Raw genomic sequence first — 23,911 nt, forward strand, 5'->3', positions numbered from 1 at the left:
TTTGTACCAAATGGGTTTTTACTGTATTTCTGGTGATGATTTTAATGTTTTCTGGTTTTTAGTTTTGTGAAAATTTAAAAAGTCAGAAGGGGTTTTTCCATACCTGGATTGGAAAGATTTACTGAAGTGTGAGGCGGATTTAAAACCAGATAATTGATGTACTTCGGCTATAGAAAGCTCTCCTTTTGAAAGTAGTTGGTGGGCACGGTTAAGTTTTATTTCTTTGATAAATGAGGATACCGTTTCTCCCTCATGTCCCTTGAATTTCCGATATAATTGGGTACGACTGGTACCAAGTTCCTTACACAACATATTTACATCAAAGTCCTCGTTTTGAAGGTTGGAAAGAACGATTGTTCTAACCTTTTCAAAGAAGTCTTCAGGCTCTCCTGTACCAGTTGTTTCTAGCTTTGATTCTTCATCAGCAGTATCAGGATTAGGCTTCAATGGGGAGGCTGTGTGGTGAACCTTTACTTTGTTTTTCTTCCATATATAGAATACAACTCCAGCTCCCACCAAGACCAAAGGGATAATTCCCAAGAGGTATCCCAGATTGAATCCCTTATTTGGAACTTCTATATTGATGGATTTTCCTTTTTGGTTCCAAAGTCCGTCATTATTGCTGCCTTTGACCCTGAAAGTATAATTCCCCGGAGGAAGGTCTACGTAACTTGCTGAACCATCATTGGTATAGGTCCAATCTTTATCATAACCTTCCAATATATAAGCAAATTGGTTCTTTTCAGGCTTGACATAATTCAGGCTAGCAAAGGAAATACTGAAATTATTTTTGCTTTGAGGAAGTGCGATTCCATCGATTTCATTGATTTCCTTCTCCAATAAGCCTTTCGTCCCTTGAGGTATTTTTTTACTGTCAATGTATAAGTTGGTAAAGACGATTGGTGGAATATTTGGATTTGACTGAAGACTATCCGGATGGAAAATGCTAAGCCCTCCCAAACTGCCCAGTAATACTTGTCCGTTTTGATATTGGGCAACGGCTCCTTTTGAGAAGATATTTCCAGAAAGACCATCAGAGGAAGTGTAAGTATTGAGAATTGTCAAGGAGTCTTTTTGAATTTCGCAGTGGTACAAGTTTTTATCTGCAGTTAACCATAATTCATCATTGCTAAAAAAAAGATTGCTGATGGGGTGTTTTGTTAGGATTTGGGAATTGATTTTATAATACTCACCCTTGCTTAGTTTCCAGATCCCACTTTCTTTTGTGTTTAGCCAGATAGCTCCTTGGTCGTCTTCACTCATGCTGATAACAGGGCCCTTTAGCTTTTTATCTTCAGATTTTGGAAATGGATAGAATACCTCTTTTTTGTTATTGATTTGATAAATGCCCCGATTACTTGCCGCTAAAATCTGTCCCTCTTGTTTTTCTATTAAGCTGGAAAATAGGTCTTGATCTTCATTTAAACTTATTATCTTTTCAGGAGCAGCACTTAGTTTTTTTAGTTTAAGCAGTTGGTTTTCGGTAGTGAACCAAACCTGGTTTTTACCATCCACTATAACTGAAGATATATTTTTGTTTTGTTCTGGCAGGGATAAGTTGATAGAGGTAAATACCTGCTTTTGGACGTCATAAAGGACCAGGCCATTCAATTGGGTATTTAGCAGGAGTTGATTGGCTGAATTAATTTGGGAAATGGAAAGGATAGTGTTGTCCATAAGCGCCCCCTTTTCATTGCTTTTTAGAAAATGGGTAAACGCTTCCTTCTCTGGATCAAATTCATTCAGTCCTCCTCCATTGGTGCCTATCCAAATTCTGCCATTATCATCTGTAAGTACAGTGGTGATATGATCTATGCTGAGGCTTTTTTCGTTCTGGGAATGCTGTCTGAAAGTGGTGAAATTGCTTGGGTAATTATCATAAACATTAACTCCCCCATTGCTGGTAGCAATTAATATTTGATTGTCTTTGGTAATGAAGTCCGTAAGGACACTGGCGGTGTTCCCTTTAAGGTTGATTTGTCCCTTAGTGTTATAGCGAACGAAGGTGTCTGTTTTGCGATTATAAATGCTCATTCCACCTTGCATGCCACCAATCACCAAGTTTCTGTCCATATTTTCAGTGATGGAATAAATTGAATTGGTAGCTAGGCTTCCATTATGTGCACCTTGGGTGTAGTGTTTAAAGGTTTTGGTGTTTTTATCAAATCTGTTTAAGCCATTTTTGATGGTACCTATCCATATATTCTTATAGCTATCCTCAAATAATGAAATAATGGTATTCCCACTTAAACTTTTGGGGTCATTTGGAATATGCTTGAAGTTGGTGAAAGTTCCTTCTCTAGGCTCGAAAAGGCTCACCCCAGAGTAGTTGGTGCCTATCCAAAGTCTTCCTTTGGAATCCTCAATGATCTGATTTACACTATTTCCGCTTAGACTATTAGGATTATCTTCCTTATGGTAATAATTTTTGAACTGATCCAATTCAGCATTATACTTGGAAAGTCCATTATTACTGCCAATCCATAGATTCCCTTTGCTATCCAAAAATAATACCTTGATATTTTTGCCTGGAATTGAATGGGGGTTAGTGGGGGCAGGCATGTATCTTTTAAAAGTGTGTGTGTCACGGTCAAATCTATTCAGGCCATATTTGGTGCCCACCCAAAGTTGGTTTTGCTTGTCCTCCAGAATGGTGTTTATCTGATTGCTTGAAATACTGTTTGTATGAGTATCCTCATGAACGAAAGGAACATATTCCTGGCCGTCAAAACGGTTAAGTCCATTTGCTGTGCCAAACCATAGGAAACCATAATGGTCCTGATAAATGGAAGTAACTTCTACATCACTGAGGCCTTCAAGAGGGAGTTGATAGAGGTTAAGAGGTTTTTGGGCGAATGAATGATGGGATAATAATGAAGATAGAAAAAGCCAATACCAAAGCCTCAGAAAGCCCAAAGTCTTTTGGTAAAGGGGATTGCTGGGTATTTGCTTATTTAACTTCATTTATCTTAATAGAGGAACTCGCGAATCTTTGTTGTCAATTTTTTCTAGTGCTATTACGGTCAGTTTAATAAGCAATTTAGTAAATATTAATTATTTGTAAGAATTAAGGTCTTCAGTCTAGTGAAAAATTGGTTGATTTCTTTTGAATGCTTATTTAAAAGATAACCCCTTGCTTTGATTCGTTTCATTAATGAGTCAAACAAGTGGTTGGAGATTTTAGCTTATTTTATGATGCTAAGCGATGATTTTTTCTACAATATTTCCGTGAACATCGGTCAATCTAAAATCCCTGCCCTGGAATTGATAGGTGAGTTTTTCATGATCCATGCCCAATAAATGTAGAATGGTGGCTTGGAGGTCATGGACATGAACACGATCCTTAATTCCATAATAACCAATCTCATCCGTTTCGCCTATGGAATAGCCAGATTTGACACCGCCACCGGCCATCCACATGGTGAAGGCTTCCAAATGGTGATCCCTACCTAGGAATTTCATTTCTTTCCCACCACGGTTTTCACGCATTGGTGTTCGGCCAAATTCACCGCCCCAAACAACTAGTGTATCATCCAGCAGCCCTCTTTGCTTCAGGTCATTCAATAGGGCAGAAATTGGTTTGTCTACTTCTTGGCATCGTTCATTGAATCCATGGTTAAGGGCTTCCTTATAGTTGGACCCATGCGAATCCCAGCCATAGTGGTATAGCTGTATAAAACGGACACCTTTTTCTGCCAGTCTTCTGGCTAAAAGACAGTTATTGGCAAAAGAGGACTTGCCTGGCTCAGTTCCATACATTTCATGGATGTATTCAGGCTCATCTGAAATATCCATGGTCTCGGGAACTGACATTTGCATTTTGAAGGCCATTTCATATTGGGAGATTCTGGTCATGATCTCGGGATCGCCTACTTCTTGGAATTGCTTTTTATTGATGTCATTGATGATATTAATGGTTTTTTCCCTTAGATCTCTGCTGACCCCTTTGGGATCGGAAAGGTAAAGCACCGGGTCTCCTTTGGATCGACATTGTACCCCTTGGTACACGGTAGGTAGAAAGCCACTTCCCCAAATACTCTTTCCTGCACTAGGAGTAGTACCACCAGAAACAAAGACCACAAAACCTGGCAGATTTTGGTTTTCAGATCCCAATCCATAAGTTACCCAAGAGCCTATACTTGGTTTGCCTAATCGAGCACTGCCTGTGTGCATTAGGAGCTGTGCAGGAGCATGGTTGAACTCATCAGTGTGCATGGCTTTCAGGAAACAGACATCGTCTACATTAGTGGCAAAATGGGGCATCCTATCAGTAACCCAGGCACCTGATTGTCCATGTTGCTTAAAATCAAATTGAGGCCCCAACATCTGAGGTGTTCCTTCTATAAAAGCAAATCGCTTTCCTTCCAAAAGTGAAGGCGGACAGTCCAGTCCATTGAGCTTTTGAAGTTCTGGTTTATAATCAAATAATTCCAATTGAGAAGGAGCGCCAGCCATATGTAGATAAATTACCCTTTTAGCTTTAGGGATAAAGTGAGAGGGGAGGGCTTTCATTGGATTGTTGAGATCTACCCCCGTTGCAAGGTCACTTCTTCCACAGCTGCTTAGGCTGCCTCCCAAAAAGGACCCTAAAGTAAGGGCGCCCATACCAGAGAGACACTTCTTTAAAAAATGCCTTCTGGTATTGAGTTCTGCATTTTTTATTATGGCTTCTTCAAACAGGTTCATGACTGGGTATTTTAGTTTCTTTTAATTAATCTTTTGTTATAAAACCGTCGAGGTTTAAAATAGCATTGGCCGTCATGGTCAAGGCATTTAGTTCTGTATCCATTTGTTTGGTTCCCAGGTTTTCTAAGCCCTCACCACTTTCCTTAAAGTGCTGGTAGGCGGTTTGGTATAAGTCCTTCAAGGATGCCAGTACCTTTTGATCCGGTTGATGGAACAAGGCCATTTCATAACCTTTACTAAGTTGCTCTTCAATCACATCTCCTTCAGATCTCATTCTCTTGGCCAAGGCCTGTGCTGCTTCCACATAAACAGGATCATTCATGGTAACCAAGGCTTGCAAAGGGGTATTGGTTCTGATTCTTCTGTTGACACAGAATTCACGGCTCGGACTGTCAAAGCTCACCATAGAAGGGTAGGGACTTGTACGTCTCCAATAGGTGTATATTCCTCTTCTATGTTGGTCCTCACCTTTGCTAAGAATCCATTTCTCAGGATTATTGATGACCTGCCAAACACCATCCGGCTGTGGAGGCATTACGGAAGGTCCAAACATCTTTTTGCTAAGCAATCCACTTACAGCAAGTGCTTGGTCTCTTACCTGTTCGGCTGTCAACCTCACCCTTGGTCCCCTGCTCAGCCAATAATTTGCTGCGTCTTTTTCAAGGGCTTCTTTACTGACTTCTGAGGATTGACGGTAGGTAGCGGACATGACCATCATTTTTAACAATGGTTTAAACTGCCAGTTCTGTTCATGCATCCAGTTGGTGGCCATCCAGTCCAGTAGTTCTGGGTGGGTAGGGGCAAATCCTTGGGAACCAAAATCTTCTTGGGTTTCCACTATGCCTTTTCCAAAAAGCTGGGCCCAGACCCTGTTTACAGTAACTCTGGCTGTCAAAGGATTTTCTTTGCTGACGAGCCATTTTGCCAGTCCCAACCTGTTTTTTTCGAAGGATTCAGGAAAATCAGGCATGGATCCGGGTACTCCAGGCTGGACTTCCTTACCATGTTCCATCCAATTACCTCTTTCAAACACAAAGGTTTTACGCCTTTCTTCTTCAGGTAATTCACTCATTACCGGTAGCGGATCTGGTTTTATTTTTTTAAGTTTAGTTTCTTTTTCTTCAATCTGGTGGGCAAACTGGTATTTGGTCTGTGGAGCCAGGGTATTTACAGAATCTATCCATTTAAGAATAGATTGTCGTTCTTGCTCTTCTATTTTGGTATAAACGGGCAATGTTGGACTATCTGTCCAGGTATCAGCATCCTTTGTATTATTGAAGAATGCGTAAAACTCATAAAACTCCTCATGCTTGATGGGATCATAAGGATGACTGTGACATTGCACACAAGCAAAAGTAATTCCTTGCCAAACTTCCCAAGTTGTATTCACCCTGTCCAGTACCGCTGCTACCCTGAATTCTTCGTCATCGGTACCGCTTTCATCATTTGTCATGGTGTTTCTGTGAAAGCCAGTAGCAATTAATTGTTCCTTACTTGGATCTGGAAGGAGGTCCCCGGCAATTTGTTCAATGGTAAACTGATCAAAGGGCATATTCTGGTTGAATGCATCTATCACCCAATCCCTGAATTTCCACATGGGACGGTGTCTGTCTTTTTGGTAGCCTTTGGTGTCTGCGTAGCGCGCAAGGTCCATCCACATGGCAGCCCATCTTTCACCGTACTGGGGTGAGGCCAATAGCTCATCTACTATTTTTTCATAGTTGTCCAAATCGGGATTGTCCTTTAAGCGTTGGACAAGTTCCTCTGTAGGAGGCAAGCCAGTCAAGTCCAAACTTAATCTTCGGGCAAGGGAAGCTGGACTTGCTTGGGGTGATGGAGAAAGTCCCTTTTCCTCCATCTTTTCTAATACAAAGGCATCAATTGGATTTTTGGCCCAATCGCTTTCACTGACCTCAGGTAATTCTGGTTGCTGTGGAGGGATGAAGGACCAATGATCTTCCCATTTAGCACCTTGATTGATCCATTTCTTTAAAACTTCAACTTCTTCCTTACTTAGCGGGGGACCTTCAGGTGGCATTCGAACCTCAGGGTCTTCATGAAGGATTCTCTTGATCATCTCGCTTTCCTCTGCATGACCGGGAATGATAGCTGGTTCGCCAGATTTAGTGGCTGAAAGTGCTTCTGACTCAAATAGTAAGCTGAATTCTCCAGACTGTTTTACCCCTCCATGGCAGGAAATACATTTATTATTGATGATTGGTCTGATTTCAGCATTGAAGTCCACTTTTTCCTTCTCTTTGTGATTACAAGAAAAGCTAAAGGCGAAAATGGTCATCGCTCCCGTCAGGCTAAGAGGAATAATATTCTTTAAAGACTTTATTTTGGCCACGGTATTCATGGGGTTCTATTAATTGAAATTATACTCTTTCAAGTTGTACTGGAAAGGTTTGTTCTGAATTCCACTGGGGAACATATATATTTTCATCATTGTCCACACAGACATCATGAGGGTTCATAAAAGTATGGCCATCATATACTATGGTTTGTAGTTTTCCATCTATATACTCTGGCGAAGTACCTCCCGGTGCAGACACCACTTTATTGTTTTTGTCCAGTATTACGGTGAGGCCATCATACTCTTTACGACTTACGGTTCTAAGCACCGAAAAATAGAGATTGTCTCCCTTGATGACCGGTCTGTTGATCCAACAACCCGTTACAGGTACAGTTTCAAGGTGGTTTCCTTCCAAGTCAAATCTTTTGAATTCATGGGCCAATCTAGAAGTGACGATCAGCTCAGGTTGGCTTGGTTTTCTGGTGTCCAAACATATACCATGGGCTTGTTGTAAGTTAGCATCATGCTCACCCTTGCCTCCAAAATGTCTTATTAATTCCCCTTTTGGTGAGTATTGGATAATATAGCTTTTTCCATATCCGTCTGCTACATAAATATCCCCAGTAGGACCGATGGCTACTTCAGTAGGTCGGTATTGTTCAGGTTTTTGGTAAACCCCAGTTTCTTTGGGATAATCTATGGTCAATAGAATTTTACCATCTAAGGTAGTTTTGAAAATCTGATGCCTGTCATGGTCGGTGATGTATAGGAATTCCTCTCCACCTTCATCATGAAGGGTCAGGCCATGAGCACCAGGGAATTCATTGCCCCAAGTTTTTAATACCTTTCCAGAGCGGTCATAAAAAATAATATTGTTTTTGGTTTCATTGGTCAAAAGGATTAATCTACCTTTTTTGTCCTGAACCATTTCATGGCAGTCTTTGACAGGCGTGATGGACTGATTTTGCCTACTCCAGTCTTTTTTTACTCGGTATTTATGGTCTCTATGACCTATGATTTCCAGAGAAGGATCAATGGATTTTCCAAAGTTGATGTTTGGGAAAAACAAGCCAGAGGCCATTAATAAGGAGCTGGATTTTAGAAAATTCCTTCTGTTGCTGTTATAATCTTTTGACATATTTTTTTGCGCTGAATATTCTTTTAGGTCTTTAGCCCTCAATTTAAATTTTATATCCTGAAATGGCAATTAGACTATTAGAGATTCTATTTAATTGATCTGACCGACTACCATCTTTATTTAAACGGTAAAACCTCTATTGACTGAATATTTCAATTCAGTCAATAGAGGGCTTGTCTTAAAAAGTATTTTATTATTCAGTAGGCTCTTCTATAGTGGTCAAAACAGGTACGTTGTTTTCAAAACCTGCGTATCCCTTGTTTTGATTGATTTGGCCTTGGGTATTTGAGTTAATGGCATTCGCTGGAATTGGCCAAAGCACATGATAAGGACTCATGGTATAGGTGTCACCATGTTTGGTAAAAACACCTTTATTGTAGTAGTCAGTTTTTTCCATGATCCTATCATAGAAGAAATTATTCTCAGAGAAACTTTCTTCATTATAGCTTTTGCCATTATAAGCGGTCTTTCCAGTTTTTGCAAATAGATAGGACATCCTGGTAAGCTCGGTTTTTCGAGGTTCCTCATAGTATAGTTCCCGCGCTCTTTCATCCAAAATGGTACCAATATTAATATCTGCAGCAGTGTAAGGGTCGCATTTTGCTCTTGTTCTTACCGCATTAACATCAGCTGCAGCTTTTGCTAAATCATCTTTCCAATAATAAGCCTCTGCACGTAACAAATAGGTTTCAGCTAATCTGAAGATGTACCAGTCACTGTGACCACCTTGTGGTTGTGTTCTTTGCGGATCTGGGATATACAACTTGTAATGTGGCCAAGAGAACCAGCTACGAATGGTGTCTGAAACAAGAACTATATTATCTGCATTTCTGAATTCGAGGTTTTGTCCGTAGTAATTGTCACTGCCGTTAATTCCAGGATTATTATATACCAAATCTTCCATATCCATCCAGTTTCCGGGAGCATGACGAAGATCCTTGTCATCATCCCAAATCATGCTTTGGTGATACCAGGTTCCTCTTAATCGACCAATCCCTCTTCCAAATTCGGTAACTTGGTCTATGGCAATATTATTCTTGTCAGAAGTTCCCTTATTACCATTTGGGGTATTGATATTGTTTCCCCAGAAAGGAACTCCTTGTCTCATACTTGTCATACCACCTGAATTACCATCGGTATCGATTCTATCCATCACCATAAGAATAGCTTCTCTATTTTCGTTTAGAGACTTATTCTCTGGCCTATGTAAATCCCATATGATATTTTTGCTATCATCATTACCTGTAGCACCAAATCTTTCGGTCATCAAAGCATGATTACCACCATCGATTAGCCTTGAGGCAGAAGCAATGGCGTCATCAAATTCTCCAAGGGCTAGATTTACCTTAGTTAATAGGTGTTGAACAGCACCCTTTGGCACTCTACCACGGTCCATTTCTGCGGGAACCCACTCTTCTGCCCATTCCAGGTCTTCTTTCATCTTCCTAAGGATGACTTCTCTATCGGTGCTGTAAAAGTCCAGTTTAGGCTGGGTGATTTCCTCTAGGATCAAAGGAACATCACCAAACTGCTGTGTGAGTCTGTAATATCTCATTGCCCTATGGAAGTAGGCAGTTCCCAAAATATGGTTTCTTTCTGCCTCAGATTCATAGTCGGTGGGGTCATCTATCCTGGAAACCACAACATTGGCATATTTGATGCCTTTGAATCCCTCATACCAATACCAGCCAATTCTATTGGTGTTGGTGCTATTGAGGTTAGCGTCAGGTGTGATCAAAAGGTTTAAATCTTGCGCTGGCCCAGATTTATCAGTAGTCCCTTCTACGGCCACTTCAGAGAAAATATGCTCAGTAAGGATGGGAGGTCCATCTCCGGTGACTTCGTGCCTCAGGTTCCTTTCACAGGCTACCATTGCTCCCCAAAGTCCACTTGCCTCGTTATAGGTGTTTTCAGGTGCGTAAAAAGATAAAGGTTTGGGCTCAAGCCAGTCTTCACTACAGCTACTGCTTATCAAAATTCCTGCAGTAGCCAAAGCCAAGGTTTTATATATTGATTTTTGAATACTTAATTTCATCGGTTATTTCTTTTTGGATCAATATTCATTACAAGGTTAGGTCAAGACCAAGAGTTACATATCTTGGGGTTGGTCCGCTGTTTTCTGGATCAAACCAGTTCCATTGCGGTGCATAGTGTCCCACGTTTCTCACATTGAAATAGAACCTTAGGTTCTCTATCTTCGCCTTTTCAAGCATTTTCTTTGGAAGGGTGTAGGCTACAGAAATATTTTCGAATCTGATAAATGATTTTTTTCTGTAAAGCGAAAAGCTAGCACTTCCATCACTTGAGTAAAGCCTTGCCCATTCATTATTAGGATTCTCCTCGGTATAGTATGGCGTAATGAATGAATTGGTTCTGTCCAAGAAACCTTGTCTGTTTTTCAATTGGTTGAAAGAACCATCATGTCCCCAATAAGAATAAAGCATAAAGGAAACATCGAAATTTTTGTAAATTTTGAATTCATTTCTCAAGCTCCATCTGAACCTTGGTTGCGTATAACCTAGGAACTGCTTGTCTTCAATGGTGTACAATCCATCGTTATTAACATCAATTAGCCTGAAATCGCCAGGATATTTTCCATATTCTGCGGCCTCATCCTTGTCTTCTGCTTGATAAACCCCGTCAGCCTTAGTGTCCCAAATTCTATCTATGGCCTCCCCAATGAACCATCGATTTTCAATGTCGTCAAGTTCTTTTCCTTCTTCATCGGTATCTCCGTATAGACTGACGATTTCATTTCTGTTAAGTTGAAAGTTCATTCCAGTTCTCCATGAGAAATTCGGTCTTTGAATATTAGTTGAGTTCAAGGAAAGTTCAAAACCTTTATTGTCAACTTGGCCAAGGTTATCATAAACGAAATTAAAGCCCAGGATATCTGGTAAGCTTCTTTCCACCAGTAGGTCTTTGGTGGACATCTTATAGGTTTCAATTGTACCATCCAATACCCCCTGGAATAAAGAGAAGTCCAATCCAATATTAAAAGAATTGGTCCTTTCCCATCTTAGGTTTTCATTGGCCATGGTGTTCACATACAGTTGGTTTACCAAATAGAGCTCTCCACTAGGCCTTTGGTAAAAATATTTACCAGTATTAAGATCAGAAAGGGCTGCATATCTACCAATATCCCTATTACCATTACTACCCCAGGAAACCCTAAGTTTTCCAAAGTCTAACCAGTCAAAATCAACAAATGATTCATCAGAGAATAACCAAGCACCAGCGAAAGAGTAGAAGGTTGCCCTTGGATTGCTTTGTCCAAAAGCAGAATAACCGTCTCTTCGTACTGAAATGGTAGTCGAATATTTATCATTAAAGGTGTAGAGTAACCTGCCCATCAAGGCATCACCGGTAGAGTACTGGTCATTACTTGAAATGATTGGGTTGATCCCTGATCCAATATTGTGATAACCAAGTCTATCATGTGGTTGGAATCCTACATTGCTCATATTGTTGTTCCAACTCTGGAACTTTTCCGCATTGGCCAGTAAGGTCACATTGAAATCATGGATATTATTGAAGTTTTTCTTCCAAGTCAAGATATTGTCGACCTGCCAATAGTAGGTCCTGCTGTTTTGCCTGGAAGCAGCGCCACCTTTTTGGGACCATTCAAAATGAGATGCAGATTCATGATTGAACCTCTCGTAAAAGGTAAATCTAGGTGTGAAGTTTGTCCTGAAGTTAAAACCAAAAGGAAGGTCTACCGAAGCAAAAATTGTGGAGTTTAATGTGAATTCTTTTTGCTGCCTGTCGATATAAGAACGATTGTATTGTGGGTGGTTACCTCCGCTCACTTCGTCGTTTGGTCTGAATTTTAAAGTGCCATCTTCATTGAACTCAGAACCCCAGGGTGATAGTCGCTGCAAGTTATTCCAATCCACGGTGACATTGCCTTCGTCCCTGTTTGCAAACTGGGTATTCATTCCTACCGTTAGGAACTTATTGATTTTACCTTGGATATTGAATCTACTACGAATAGTCTCGAATTCATCGCCAATAATGATACCCTCATTGTTCAGATAACCAAGGGACCAATAGTATTGAACATCATCCGTTTTTCCTGATAAACTGACAGTATGGTCCTGTCTCAGGCCATTCTGGAAAATCCTGTCATACCAATCTACAGACTTACCAGCCTTGTAATTTTTGATCTCCTCAGGTTGCATATTCAATCGCTGCAGCCAAACCGTAACAGGATCTCCATCGGAACCATCATATGCTAACCAAGTATCCAAGGAAATATCTGAAGGAAGTGTTCTTGGGTCGGAAAACTCATAAGGTTCATATCCACCAGCATTGATGCTTTTGAATACGTCTTCTCTCCATGAAATAAATTCATTAGGGCCATAAACATCTTCCATAGCAGCTACAGAGGCAACTCCTACATTTGAATTAATGGAAATACGTGGCCTTCCTTTTTTTCCTTTTTTGGTGTTGATCATGATTACACCATTGGCAGCCTTGGCTCCAAAAACTGCTGCGGAGCTGGCGTCTTTAAGTACCTCTATGGTTTCAATATCGTTGGGGTTGATATCAGAAAGTTGTCCATAATAGATGGCTCCATCTAACACCAATAATGGGCTTGTACCAGCGTTAAGTGAAGTCCTTCCCCTAACTTCCAAGCTACCTCCTCCTTTGGCAGAAGTGCTCATGCCGACATTCAGTCCGGCAACATTTCCACGAAGTACATCCTGAATGGAATTGGGATTTTCATTTTCCAGTTTTGAGGCTGTTACAGAAGAAACTGCCCCTGTTATGTCTCTTTTAGTGGCCGTACCATAGCCAATTACTACGACCTCTTCTAAATCAGAAATGTCTGAAACTAGGGAGACATTAATAGTAGATTGATTAGCGATGGAGATCTCTTGAGTTTCATAACCGATAAAGGAAAAAACAAGTATTCCTTCTTTAGGTACATCAATGGCATAGTTTCCATCGATGTCGGCTGAAGTACCGATAGTACTTCCTTTTAAAAGTACGGTTGCTCCAGGGATAGGGTCCCCATTTTCTTCACTTATTTGGCCAGTTATCCTTACGGATTGGGCCCAGGCATTCCATTGGAATGCTAACAGGAGTATAAAAACGCCTGTTGTCATTAGTAATTTTTTAATCATGATTATGTGGGTTATTGTTGAATTGTTAATGATCTAATCGAACTAATTAGATAAGTAGTGTTGAGGTTTTGATTAATGCGATTTTATACATATAAAAGATTAGTTTATGTGTTTTTATAGAAAATTAATTGCGTTTAAATGTTAAAGTCAAAAATATAATATTTCAAATCAAGTAAAGTATATTAAAAACTTACGGAATCGATTTCGTAAACTACATTGAAACTATGTGTAACTATTTTATTAGTAATTGAGAGGTCTAAAAAATGAATGGTTGTTTAAACGAAAGTATTTTTTCATTAAATGAAAGGAACTGCCAATAAAAAAAGTCTTCACTGATCAAAAAGTGAAGACTTTCTTTATTGGATATATTTATGCGGATATTTGGCGCCTAAAATGATGATTTTAGTTTTTCAAATTCCTCTATGCTAATGGTAAAGGCTGTTCCATGTCTCGTTCCCTCAGGAAAGTTTATTTGATCAGAGATGTCTTCCCAATTTTCAAAGTCAGCACTGGCAACAGCGCCCATTTTATGATTGGTGTATTTGTCAAAATATACGATGCAACGGCCATCTACCATCAATGGTGTAGGCCCCTCTGCCCAGTAGTTTCCGGTAATTGGCTTTCCGGCAACAGGATACCCCTTATAAAGCTTTTTACTCTTTGTGATTCGAATGTTTTTGGCAGGAGGTGTTCTGGTTTCATCTTTTACAAACATGATATATTCTTCATCATATTTGATGATCGTGCCGTCAATGACATTGAACCCTGGTTCATAGAAAAGTTTTGTTTTTGAAAATTTCTTGAAATCCTTGGTGGTGGTATAGTACATTCTATGATTATAGGCATTTTCCAAACTGTCTTGTGTATCTGGATATAGTCCAGCGACCGTTGTAGACCAAAAAATCATGTATTGGTCTTTTTTCTCGTCATAAATTATTTCAGGAGCCCAAGTATTCCGTGCTCCTTCTTCATGTTCCATTACTGGTATAAATTGTTGTTCTGACCAATGCGCCAAGTCTTTAGAGGAAGCATAGCCCAATCCTTTCTCATTCCAACTTACTGTCCAAACCATATGGAACTTGCCGTCACCGCCACGGATGATACATGGGTCCCTCATTAACTTGTCTCCACCGGCTGTCGGAGTGAGAAGGCTTTTATTGTCATTCAGGGCTTTCCAATTTAATCCATCCTCACTGTAGGCCAAATGGAGGCCGTCTTCCCCATTGCCCATAAAGTAAGAAAAGAGGTAGATGTCATCTGATTGGGCGATGACTTGAATTATGTTTAAAAAGAATGCTGTTAGTATTATGGGAATTTTTTTCATGTTTACTGTTAATAATTGCTGGACTAAAATACCTAGCATCAATAGATAAAACAAAGAAACACTTAATTAAAGTGTTTAAATGACATTTATTTAAAAGGAAAGCCTTATATTGCTTGGACGTTTTAGAAGTTTCGTGATGATATTAGAACAATCCATATTAGATTATTGAATATCATTATTACGAAAGAAAACCCAGTAAAAAAATAACCATGAAAAAAATCTTCTATAAAGGAAGAGTCATTTCCGCTTTTGGACTTGGACTTATTTTTTTGATGATGGCTTGCGAAAGTGCCAATAATAGAGGAACTGCAATTCATTCTGGTGTTCAGGAATCACCTGATTTTAAGGCCTACCTAATGGTCTATTTCAAAGATGATGATCACAGTTTACACATGGCTTTGAGTCAGGATGGTTATAGTTTTACTGATATCAATGAGGGCAAGGCAGTGATCGCAGGAGATAGTATTGCTGAGCAAAAAGGGATCAGAGATCCTCATATATTCCGTGGTCCTGATGGAACCTTTTATTTGGCTATGACTGACTTGCACATTTTTGCAAAAAGGGATGGTCTTCGCGAAACAGATTGGCAGCGCCCAGGAGAACAATATGGTTGGGGAAACAATAGGGGCTTTGTATTGATGAAATCAAAGGACCTGATCAACTGGTCAAAAGCCAATGTTTTACTCCATGAGCAATTTGAAGGATATGATACGATTGGCTGCGCATGGGCACCGGAAACCACTTTTGATGAAGGAGAGGGTAAGCTGATGCTTTATTATACCATGCGTTGGAAGAACGGCTTGAATAAAATGTACTATTCCTATGTCAGTGATGATTTTGACCAGTTGCTATCCGAGCCTAAATTGATCTTTGAATATCCAAAGGATGTCAATTATATCGATGCAGATATCACAAAGGTAGGGGATCAGTATCATATGTTTTATACGCCCCATGATGGCATGCCAGGAATCAAGCAAGCTGTTTCTAGAAAAATCAATGAAAGTTATCAGTACGATTCAGCTTGGTATGATACCGAGTCTGAAGCTAGTGAGGCTCCCAATGTTTGGAAAAGAATAGGGGAAGATAAGTGGGTACTGATGTATGATATTTATGGGATACAGCCGCATAATTTTGGCTTTCGGGAAACAAGTGATTTTAAGCATTTTGAAGATCTCGGACATTTTAACGAGGGCGTGATGAAGGCTACCAATTTTTCTTCCCCCAAGCATGGTGCTGTGGTACATTTGACAGCTGGGGAAGCCCAAGAGCTTGCGAATAAATGGGGCTTGGACATGAGTTTTAACTGAATGGGTTATGATATTAAGAAGAGATGTGAAAAATATATGGGCAATATGGCTATTGGGAATTTCAAGTTTATTGTTTTCCTGTTCGAGCTCAGTTGAAAAATATGATGGGTACCTATTTGCCTATTTTGAAGGCACTGGTGAGCGAGAGAAACAAGAGCAATTGCGCTTTGCTGTCAGTGAAGATGCTGTTGACTGGAAGGCATTAAACAATAATGAACCCATCTTATCTTCCGCCGAAATATCCCAAACTGGAGGGATACGTGATCCACATATTTTGCGGGGCGAAACAGGAGAGGACTTTTATATGGTCGCAACAGATATGCATACTAAGAAAAATGGTTGGGACCATAACCCCGGTGTGGTGCTGCTGAAATCAACAGATCTGATAGAATGGGACCATGCATGGATAGACCTAGAGGCCAGCTATCCTCAGGAATTTAAAGATGTAAAATGGGTATGGGCACCTCAGGTTATTTATGATAAGGAGAAGGGAAAGTACCTAGTGTATTTTACTGTAAGGTTTTACTATGATGATAGGCTAGATTTTTACAGAGCCTATGCCAATGCTGATTTCACTGGGTTTGAAGCTGCTCCTGATCTAATGTTCAAAACTAAATATGGGGCGATAGATGGCGATATTATAGAAAAGGATGGTGTCTATCATTTGTTCTATAAGGCGCATACGAGAAATAAAGAAGGTGAGGAATTTGAAAACGGAATTCAACAGGCTACCAGTAAATCTTTGGAAGGGCCTTGGAAGGAAGACTTTAAATATTTGGATATATATGCGGGTAAGCCTACGGTAGTAGAGGGATCTTCTGTGTTTAAGCTAAATGGAAAGGAAGAATATTTCCTGATGTATGACCTTTATGCGGATCATCGTTATGAGTTCCAGCGAAGTACTGACCTTGTCCACTTTACAGATACTACAGGAACATTTACCAAAGATTTCAATCCCCGTCACGGGAGTGTAATCAGTATCACCCAGGAAGAAGCTAAAAGACTGGAAGAAAAATGGGGAGGGGTGCCGGAAGGATTGTTGGAGTAGGGAGTATAAAGTAAAGAGTCTTGAGTCTCTAGATACTAGATTTCGTCTACGAAAACGGTTTTTTGCTGATGCCAAATCAGGGCTTTGTTGTGCTAAATGTTGTGTCTTTGAACCGTTGAATTGGAGTTTCTGATTCCGTTAATTGTATGAAGTCCAGGTCTTAATAGACCTGTTTAACGTTTGAAAAATAATGCACAAATCGGGATGAAGACATTTGAAAAGGCACCGAGGTTGTACCGAGGGCTGAGCCCCGGTACAGGATAAGCTTGAGCTGAAAGCTCAAGCACAGGCTCAATTTTCGGGATGCCGGGAGATAGCCCTCCCCATAACTAAGTTGGAGGGAAGTAGAAATAAACAAATATGTATATCCGCAATTGCACCAGTAGCTTTTAAATAGCATGATAATCTTTCAAAAAGCATACGAAAGCCCCTAGAAATGAGATCTTATTCCGTGCAAATCTGTGGAATCCGTGAGAAACAAGTTTACTGGTGTGATAACAGATAATCATATAAACAAACTAATTAAAACAATGAAACAAGCTATTATTAGCCGATTTACTACCCTAATACTATTACTACTGTTTTGCAGTACACTACAGGCGCAAAGCCAGTATTCGCTTTTTCGCTTTACGGCCAAAGGCAATCCTATTATCACTCATAAATTTACTGCTGATCCAGCGGCGATAGTAGAAGGAGATACTTTATGGCTCTACACTGGCCATGATTTTGAAGGTGGTCAAAAAGGCTATAAGATGAAAGATTGGCTTGTTTTTTCCACCACAGATATGCAGAACTGGACCGAGCACCCAGTGCCTTTAAAGATTGAAGATTTTGCTTGGGCAAAAAGTGGCGATGCTTATGCAGGGCATGTGCAAGAAAGAAAGGGTAAATATTATTGGTATATCAGCACCAATTGGACAGGGATTGGTGTGGCAGTGTCAGATAATCCAAAAGGGCCTTTTAAGGATGCCCTTGGTAAGCCGCTTTTGACCAATAAAGATTGCTTTGCTTCTGATCATTCTTGGGCCTGTATAGATCCAGCCACCTTTATTGATGATGATGGGCAGCCTTGGATTTTCTGGGGAAATGGGGAGTGTTATTATGCCAAATTAAAAGATAATATGATCGAAATAGAGGGTGAAATTAAGCAAATCAAATTTGACGACTTTGAGTTTACTGAAGCCCCATGGGTGCACAAGAAAAATGGAATTTATTATTTGACCTATGCTTCGGGATTTCCTGAAAAAATAGCCTACGCCACTTCAGCTAGTATTGAAGGTCCATGGGAATACCAGGGGATCTTAAATGAAATCGCAGGCAACAGTAATACCAATCACCAGAGCATAGTGGAATTTAAAGGCAATGATTATTTCATCTATCATAATGGAGGCTTACAAAATGGAGGAAGTAGCTACAGTCGGTCGGTATGTATCGATAGGCTTGAGTATAATTTTGATGGTACACTTAAGAAAGTGCAAATGACCACTGATGGGGTAGGTTTGGTAAGATGAAAAAGTGGGTGGAATAGCTGGGTTTTCAATTGTTTTATTGGTATTTGAAAATAACATGAACACGCAAAAAAGATATTGGATTGTTTTAGTAATGAGTTTGGTGCTACTAAGTGGATGGGTGCCCAAGGTAAATGGACAAAGACAAATTCGACATGATATATCTTTGGATGCTATCCGTTTGAGTGATCCCGCAATTTTGGCCGATTCCAGTAGTCGTATGTATTATATGACTGGTACAGGGGGAAGGCTATGGAAGAGTAAGGACCTGAAAAAATGGAGCGGTCCTTTTAATGTTGTAGATATTGATAGTAGTTCATGGATGGGAAAGCGGCCAGCCATTTGGGCAGCAGAATTACATCAGTATAAGGGAAAGTATTATTATTTTGCCACCTTCACCAATAATGATGTTATTATAGATACCGTAGCGGGAACTGAGGTGCCTAGAAGGGCAAGTTATGTGTTAAGGAGCGATCGTCCAGATGGCCCATATAGCGCTTTTGGTGATGAGGATTATTTGCCAGCCGATTGGGCAACATTGGATGGAACTTTTTGGGAGGACGAGGACCACAAACCTTATATGGTATTTTGTCATGAATGGTTACAGACAGGCGATGGTACGATGGAAAAGATTCAACTGAAAGAAGACCTAAGTGGAAGTATTGGAGAAAGCAAATTATTGTTTCTCGCCAGTGATTCTCCATGGAGCAAAGGCCATAAAGATGGAAAAGTAGGGCCCAATGTGGTAACTGATGGTCCTTATTTGTTCAGAACAGCAACAGACCGCTTGGGCATGATCTGGACCAGCTGGGTGTTCGATGAGTATACCCAAGGGGTTGCCTATTCTAAAAGTGGGACTTTGGATGGCCCATGGATACAAGAAGCAAAAACAATTACTCCACCTAATTTTGGACACGGTATGCTGTTTCAGACGTTTGAGGGAAAGTGGCTGATGGCAGCACATAGCCATAGGGAGGAAAATGGAAGGTATATTCGGATTCCTCACCTATTTGAAGTGGATTTGAGTGGGGATGAATTGGAAATAATTGGGCCATATACTCCATAATATTGATGTGATGATCACTCGTCTGTCATCACATCCCATAATAAAAGTTCCAGCTCCATGCTGGTTCGTTCTTTCCCTTTTACCAGAAAGATAGCGGTGAAATATTTCGAATTATTTAGCAGTTTTCCAAAATTGGATTGGAGCCATTTAATATCTGTAAACTTCTCCGTTGTAGCTTTTACACCAATATCATGGTCTGAAAAGAAAACAAATTGTTCGGTGTCATTGGGGCCTTTATATCGGGAAACTACGGCATGTTCGTAGACCTGTCCATCTTCTACACTTAAATTGATCAAGGTATCAATTCCTCGATCGGGATCTTTGAAATCAAGCATCCCTCTATTAATTGAAATATTGGGATTGACATCATTGAAAAAGTCAATAAAAGGGTTGCCGTTTTTTATGGGGCCGATATAAATAGAGTTGGACTCTGTAATATCCTTAATGGAAGTTTGAGAGCTGAACAGAATATTAAAATCCTTATTTTTCCGATGAAATAACCTGGAGATATGCATAGTACCAGTTGCCGCCATGCCTGTGACATAGGGATAATTGGCTGGCGTGATATCTTCTTTTTTATCCGGGTTGTTTTCTAGAAAACGATAATAGTCTTCCAGATTATTGATATTGTAATCACGGTTCCATCCAATTTCTCCAGTGGCAGTTTCTCCCATAATGCCAAAAAAATCGCCAATAAACAAGGTGGTCTCTTTTTGGCTGTCAAAATAGTCTTGCCATAAGAACGTATGTTCTTTTCGATTAATTAACCAAAAGGTTACTGAAAGGATCAGCACCAAAGTTGCAGCACCAAGAACAAGTTTGGTCTTATTAATTGATTTTTTATCCTCTTTGTTTTTAATGTAGTCAACCTGATATTGGCCCTTTTTTATTTGTACTTTCCAAGAATCACTGGCTCCTTCTGTGTGGTAGTACTTGTCTAATTTTTTCCGAAGGTGATAAATATTTACACGTATATGTGCAGCGCTTTTTTCATCCTCATAGGATTTGCCATATAGCTCCATACCTATGGTGGTTTCTTTTAGGTCTTTGCCTTCGTATGTAGCTTCAGCCAAGAACTTGAGAAGAACACTACTGGAAGGAGCCCTCTTGAAGGTTTTTGAGTTTATTATTTTCTCAATAATGTGACGTTTTTCTTTGATATCCATATTAATTCTATAAATGGGGCTCAATCCCTAAATTGAAATAAAATCCCCTTTTAAGTGTCCTGAGGCTATTTTGTAACGGTTAAGACTACCGTTAAATTAGTGTTAAATTTACATTTTTTATTTCAAATTACCATATTTCCGTCATCAAACAGCGCTTAAGTATTAAGTCTTCAGTTCTGGTATAATATTGAGACTAACAACTTGATAGTTTCCGACTGAAGTTTGGTAATAATTAACAATTAACCTAAATATCTATGAAGCACATTTTATTGAAAATGGCAGGGGCTTTTTTGATGCTCTGCCTAGCAATTAGTTTTTCATTTGCTCAGTCAAGTGAAAGAACAATCACCGGAGTCGTCATTGACGAAGCAAGTCAAGAGCCTATCCCAGGAGCAACAGTTTTAGAAAAAGGAACTTCTAACGGTACAGCTACGGATATCGATGGGAATTTTAAGCTGGAGCTCAGCTCCCAAAATCCCATTTTAAATGTTTCTTTTATTGGCTATACTAGTAAAGAAGTAGAAGTAGGAAATGCTTCTGAGCTGACAATTTCACTAGCCGAGGATATCAGCCAACTGGAAGAAGTTGTGGTGGTCGGTTATGGTACGCAGAAGCGGTCTGATATTACAGGATCTGTAGCTTCTGTACCGAAAGACCGATTGAGTAATTTACCAGTAACGGATCTTACCCAAGCCATCCAGGGAACGACGGCCGGACTTAATGTAAGTCAAGGATCTTCCGTTCCGGGAAGCACTGGAGGTCTTCAAATTAGAGGTGTGAACTCCATCAATGCCAATACCAGTCCTTTTATCGTTGTGGACGGTGCGCCCTTTTTTGGTTCTATCAATGATTTGAATGCCAATGATATCCAATCAATCGAGATTTTAAAGGATGCATCCGCTGTGGCCATTTATGGTACTAGGGGGGCTAATGGTGTCATCTTGGTAACCACCAAAAGAGGGGATCAATCAGATGGCGCACCTAAGATCAATTATAGTGGTTATGTTGGTTTTGAGAGCATGTCAAATGTATTGGAGCCGATGGGACCTGATGCTTATGTACAGAAATATGCCGATTATTTAACAGCTAATAATCAACCTCAAACTGCTGTTCTTCCCAATGCATCTGAGGTCGAGAATTATGAAGCCGGTATCACTACTGATTGGTTGGATGAGGCTACCCAGCCTGGTAGAATTTCCGAACATAATTTGAGTATTTCTGGAGGTACGGAAAAAATCCAATATTATGTATCTGGCAGCCATTTGAAACAAAAAGGTGTAGTTAAAGGCTACCAGTTTGCACGTACCAATTTTAGAACAAATATAGATGCAGAAATTACCGATTGGCTGAAGGTAGGTACTTCTTCCTTTTTCACTGATAATAATTATGGTGGTGGAAGGGTTAATTGGTTAGAAGCTGCTGCAATGAGTCCTTATTCAGTTCCTTATGATGAGAATGGTGAATATATTATTTTCCCAATGAGTCCAGAGGAATTGTTTAAGAACCCTCTTTTGGGCTTGACTACCGATCGCGTAGATAGAAGAAGGACCCTTTCTGGTTCAGGTTATGCCGATATTACACCAGGTTTTATAGAAGGTTTGAAGTATCGTTTCAATGCTACTTATGTGTATAATTTTGATCGCTTTGCAGGCTACACAGGTAGACAGTTTAATGACCGAAATGGTACTGCCAATATTTCCAATACCGAAAGAGCCAACTGGGTGATCGAAAATATCCTGACCTATGCAAAGGATATTGATAAGCACCACTTTGATATCACTGCATTGTACAGTGCCCAGAGCGTGGATTATTTTAATAGCAGTGCGCAGTCAAGAGGCTTTATTAACGATGCCCTATCTTATAATGGTATGGAAGCAGGTACTACCCAAGCAACATGGTCCAATGCCAATAACTACACCTTGCTTTCCCAAATGGGAAGACTGAATTATGCTTATGATAGTAAGTATTTGGTAACAGTAACCGCCAGAAGAGATGGGTATTCGGCCTTTGGTTCAAATACCAGTAAATATGGTCTTTTCCCTTCCATGGCTTTGGGCTGGAATATCCACTATGAGGAATTCTTGAAAAATCAAACTGGATTGGGTGAGTTGAAGTTGAGGTTTTCTTATGGTCAATCAGGTAACCAGGCCATTTCTCCAAACCAGACCGTGTCTACTGCCAATACAGTACTACAGCCCTTTGGTGGAGCAGCTCAAGTTGGCGTATTGTATAATTCATTAGGAAATGCCGACTTAACTTGGGAAACCACCACTTCTGCGAACTTGGCATTGGACTTTGGTTTTGTGCAAAACAGAATTCGTGGTACAGTAGAAGTATATAAAACCAAAACAGAGGATATTCTACTTAGAAGAAACCTACCTACGATTACTGGTTATAATAATGTATGGGCCAATCTTGGTGAAATGCAGAACAAGGGTTTTGAGTTAACTTTGAATACGGTTAATATCGAAAAATCAGACTTCAGCTGGGAAACTTCTTTGAACTTCTCTACTTATAAAAATGAGATCTTGGATCTGTATGGAGATGGTAGAGATGATATCGGAAACCGATGGTTTATCGGCCAGCCTTTACGTGTGATATTTGATTATGAAAAAGTTGGTATTTGGCAGGAAGGGGAAGATGCTTCTTCTGTAGATCCAGTAGCAAAACCAGGTGACCTTAAATTTGTGGATCAAAATGGAGATGGACAGATTACTGCTGAAGACAGGGTGGTCATTGGACAGCGTGACCCTAAGTGGATTGGTGGTTTGACCAATACTTTCCGTTACAAAAACTGGAACTTGAGTATTTTCCTTCAAACTTCTCAGGGTGGCTTGAAAAGCAATAGAGACCTGACCTATGCAGATGAGGCTTGGAGAAGAAACCTACCGGCAGAGTATGGCTATTGGACCCCTGAAAATCCGAGCAACTACTGGCCATCTCTTGCTGCATTTAACCGATACAGAGGTTATCAGTTTGCAGAGGATTATAGTTATGTTCGAATCAAGGATGTCAGATTGAGTTATGTGGTTCCACAGACATTTTTGGAACGATATAACATAGGCGGTTTGACCATTTATGCAGCGGGTAGAAACCTACATACTTTCACCAATTGGTTCGGTTGGGATCCGGAAAACAACCAGGTTTCCCGTGGATCTAATGGTTGGGAAAACAACTACCCATTGGTTAAAACATTTTCCTTTGGTCTTAATCTAACCCTTTAATAACCCGAACAATGAATAT

The 23,911-nt window shown here is 40.0% G+C and carries 13 protein-coding genes; 5 read left to right on the forward strand and 8 right to left on the reverse strand.

Annotated features, from left to right (window positions below; genetic code table 11):
- Window positions 1-18: 18 nt before the first annotated feature.
- The 7 genes from H7U17_RS01735 to H7U17_RS01765 form a co-directional block, all read right to left on the reverse strand.
- Window positions 19-2,964, reverse strand: coding sequence for a two-component regulator propeller domain-containing protein (locus tag H7U17_RS01735; RefSeq protein ID WP_186754145.1), 2,946 nt, complete (start codon window positions 2,962-2,964; stop codon window positions 19-21).
- 234 nt (window positions 2,965-3,198) lie between these two features.
- Window positions 3,199-4,686: a DUF1501 domain-containing protein gene (locus H7U17_RS01740; protein ID WP_186754147.1), complete on the reverse strand. Its 1,488-nt coding sequence runs from the start codon at window positions 4,684-4,686 to the stop codon at window positions 3,199-3,201.
- A 25-nt stretch (window positions 4,687-4,711) separates the two neighbouring features.
- On the reverse strand, window positions 4,712-7,045 hold the full coding sequence (locus H7U17_RS01745) for a PSD1 and planctomycete cytochrome C domain-containing protein (protein ID WP_230981230.1): 2,334 nt from the start codon (window positions 7,043-7,045) through the stop codon (window positions 4,712-4,714).
- 19 nt (window positions 7,046-7,064) lie between these two features.
- A complete protein-coding gene (locus H7U17_RS01750) occupies window positions 7,065-8,120 on the reverse strand; it encodes an NHL repeat-containing protein (RefSeq protein WP_186754148.1) in 1,056 nt (351 codons plus the stop codon).
- 193 nt (window positions 8,121-8,313) lie between these two features.
- Window positions 8,314-10,155 carry a RagB/SusD family nutrient uptake outer membrane protein gene (locus tag H7U17_RS01755; protein ID WP_186754151.1) on the reverse strand — a complete coding sequence of 614 codons (1,842 nt, stop codon included), beginning with the start codon at window positions 10,153-10,155 and terminating at the stop codon, window positions 8,314-8,316.
- Window positions 10,156-10,183: 28 nt separating this feature from the next.
- Window positions 10,184-13,249 carry a SusC/RagA family TonB-linked outer membrane protein gene (locus H7U17_RS01760; RefSeq protein WP_230981231.1) on the reverse strand — a complete coding sequence of 1,022 codons (3,066 nt, stop codon included), beginning with the start codon at window positions 13,247-13,249 and terminating at the stop codon, window positions 10,184-10,186.
- Window positions 13,250-13,637: 388 nt separating this feature from the next.
- Complete coding sequence (locus tag H7U17_RS01765; protein WP_186754153.1) at window positions 13,638-14,573, reverse strand: glycoside hydrolase family 43 protein; 936 nt, start codon at window positions 14,571-14,573, stop codon at window positions 13,638-13,640.
- A 209-nt stretch (window positions 14,574-14,782) separates the two neighbouring features.
- On the opposite strand from H7U17_RS01765, the gene H7U17_RS01770 reads away from it, so the two are divergent.
- The 4 genes from H7U17_RS01770 to H7U17_RS01785 all read left to right on the forward strand — a co-directional run bounded on the left by H7U17_RS01770 (window position 14,783) and on the right by H7U17_RS01785 (window position 19,502).
- The gene (locus H7U17_RS01770; protein WP_186754155.1) at window positions 14,783-15,880 is read left to right on the forward strand and encodes a glycoside hydrolase family 43 protein; all 1,098 of its coding nucleotides are present in this window, start codon (window positions 14,783-14,785) and stop codon (window positions 15,878-15,880) included.
- A 7-nt stretch (window positions 15,881-15,887) separates the two neighbouring features.
- Window positions 15,888-16,928, forward strand: a complete 1,041-nt coding sequence (locus H7U17_RS01775; RefSeq protein WP_186754157.1) for a glycoside hydrolase family 43 protein — start codon at window positions 15,888-15,890, stop codon at window positions 16,926-16,928.
- Window positions 16,929-17,458: 530 nt separating this feature from the next.
- Window positions 17,459-18,439, forward strand: coding sequence for a glycoside hydrolase family 43 protein (locus H7U17_RS01780; protein ID WP_186754159.1), 981 nt, complete (start codon window positions 17,459-17,461; stop codon window positions 18,437-18,439).
- A gap of 55 nt (window positions 18,440-18,494) precedes the next feature.
- Window positions 18,495-19,502 carry a glycoside hydrolase family 43 protein gene (locus H7U17_RS01785; RefSeq protein ID WP_222439106.1) on the forward strand — a complete coding sequence of 336 codons (1,008 nt, stop codon included), beginning with the start codon at window positions 18,495-18,497 and terminating at the stop codon, window positions 19,500-19,502.
- Between the two features lie 14 nt (window positions 19,503-19,516).
- Here the strand turns inward: H7U17_RS01785 and H7U17_RS01790 are convergent, their stop codons facing one another.
- Window positions 19,517-20,668: a helix-turn-helix domain-containing protein gene (locus tag H7U17_RS01790; RefSeq protein ID WP_186754161.1), complete on the reverse strand. Its 1,152-nt coding sequence runs from the start codon at window positions 20,666-20,668 to the stop codon at window positions 19,517-19,519.
- Window positions 20,669-20,922: 254 nt separating this feature from the next.
- Between H7U17_RS01790 and H7U17_RS01795 the strand changes: the two genes are divergently transcribed.
- Entirely contained in the window at window positions 20,923-23,892 is a 2,970-nt protein-coding gene (locus H7U17_RS01795; protein WP_186754163.1) for a SusC/RagA family TonB-linked outer membrane protein, read from the forward strand.
- Window positions 23,893-23,911: the final 19 nt, after the last annotated feature.

Source organism: Echinicola salinicaeni, from assembly GCF_014280965.1.
Classification (GTDB): Bacteria; Bacteroidota; Bacteroidia; order Cytophagales; family Cyclobacteriaceae; genus Echinicola; species Echinicola salinicaeni.

Excerpts from the sequence above, each read along its gene's own strand:
- H7U17_RS01735 (WP_186754145.1), bottom strand. The coding sequence starts at position 2,964 with ATGAAGTTAAATAAGCAAATACCCAGCAATCCCCTTTACCAAAAGACT.
- H7U17_RS01740 (WP_186754147.1), bottom strand. The coding sequence starts at position 4,686 with ATGAACCTGTTTGAAGAAGCCATAATAAAAAATGCAGAACTCAATACC.
- H7U17_RS01745 (WP_230981230.1), bottom strand. The coding sequence starts at position 7,045 with ATGAATACCGTGGCCAAAATAAAGTCTTTAAAGAATATTATTCCTCTT.
- H7U17_RS01750 (WP_186754148.1), bottom strand. The coding sequence starts at position 8,120 with ATGTCAAAAGATTATAACAGCAACAGAAGGAATTTTCTAAAATCCAGC.
- H7U17_RS01755 (WP_186754151.1), bottom strand. The coding sequence starts at position 10,155 with ATGAAATTAAGTATTCAAAAATCAATATATAAAACCTTGGCTTTGGCT.
- H7U17_RS01760 (WP_230981231.1), bottom strand. The coding sequence starts at position 13,249 with ATGATTAAAAAATTACTAATGACAACAGGCGTTTTTATACTCCTGTTA.
- H7U17_RS01765 (WP_186754153.1), bottom strand. The coding sequence starts at position 14,573 with ATGAAAAAAATTCCCATAATACTAACAGCATTCTTTTTAAACATAATT.
- H7U17_RS01770 (WP_186754155.1), top strand. The coding sequence starts at position 14,783 with ATGAAAAAAATCTTCTATAAAGGAAGAGTCATTTCCGCTTTTGGACTT.
- H7U17_RS01775 (WP_186754157.1), top strand. The coding sequence starts at position 15,888 with ATGATATTAAGAAGAGATGTGAAAAATATATGGGCAATATGGCTATTG.
- H7U17_RS01780 (WP_186754159.1), top strand. The coding sequence starts at position 17,459 with ATGAAACAAGCTATTATTAGCCGATTTACTACCCTAATACTATTACTA.
- H7U17_RS01785 (WP_222439106.1), top strand. The coding sequence starts at position 18,495 with ATGAACACGCAAAAAAGATATTGGATTGTTTTAGTAATGAGTTTGGTG.
- H7U17_RS01790 (WP_186754161.1), bottom strand. The coding sequence starts at position 20,668 with ATGGATATCAAAGAAAAACGTCACATTATTGAGAAAATAATAAACTCA.
- H7U17_RS01795 (WP_186754163.1), top strand. The coding sequence starts at position 20,923 with ATGAAGCACATTTTATTGAAAATGGCAGGGGCTTTTTTGATGCTCTGC.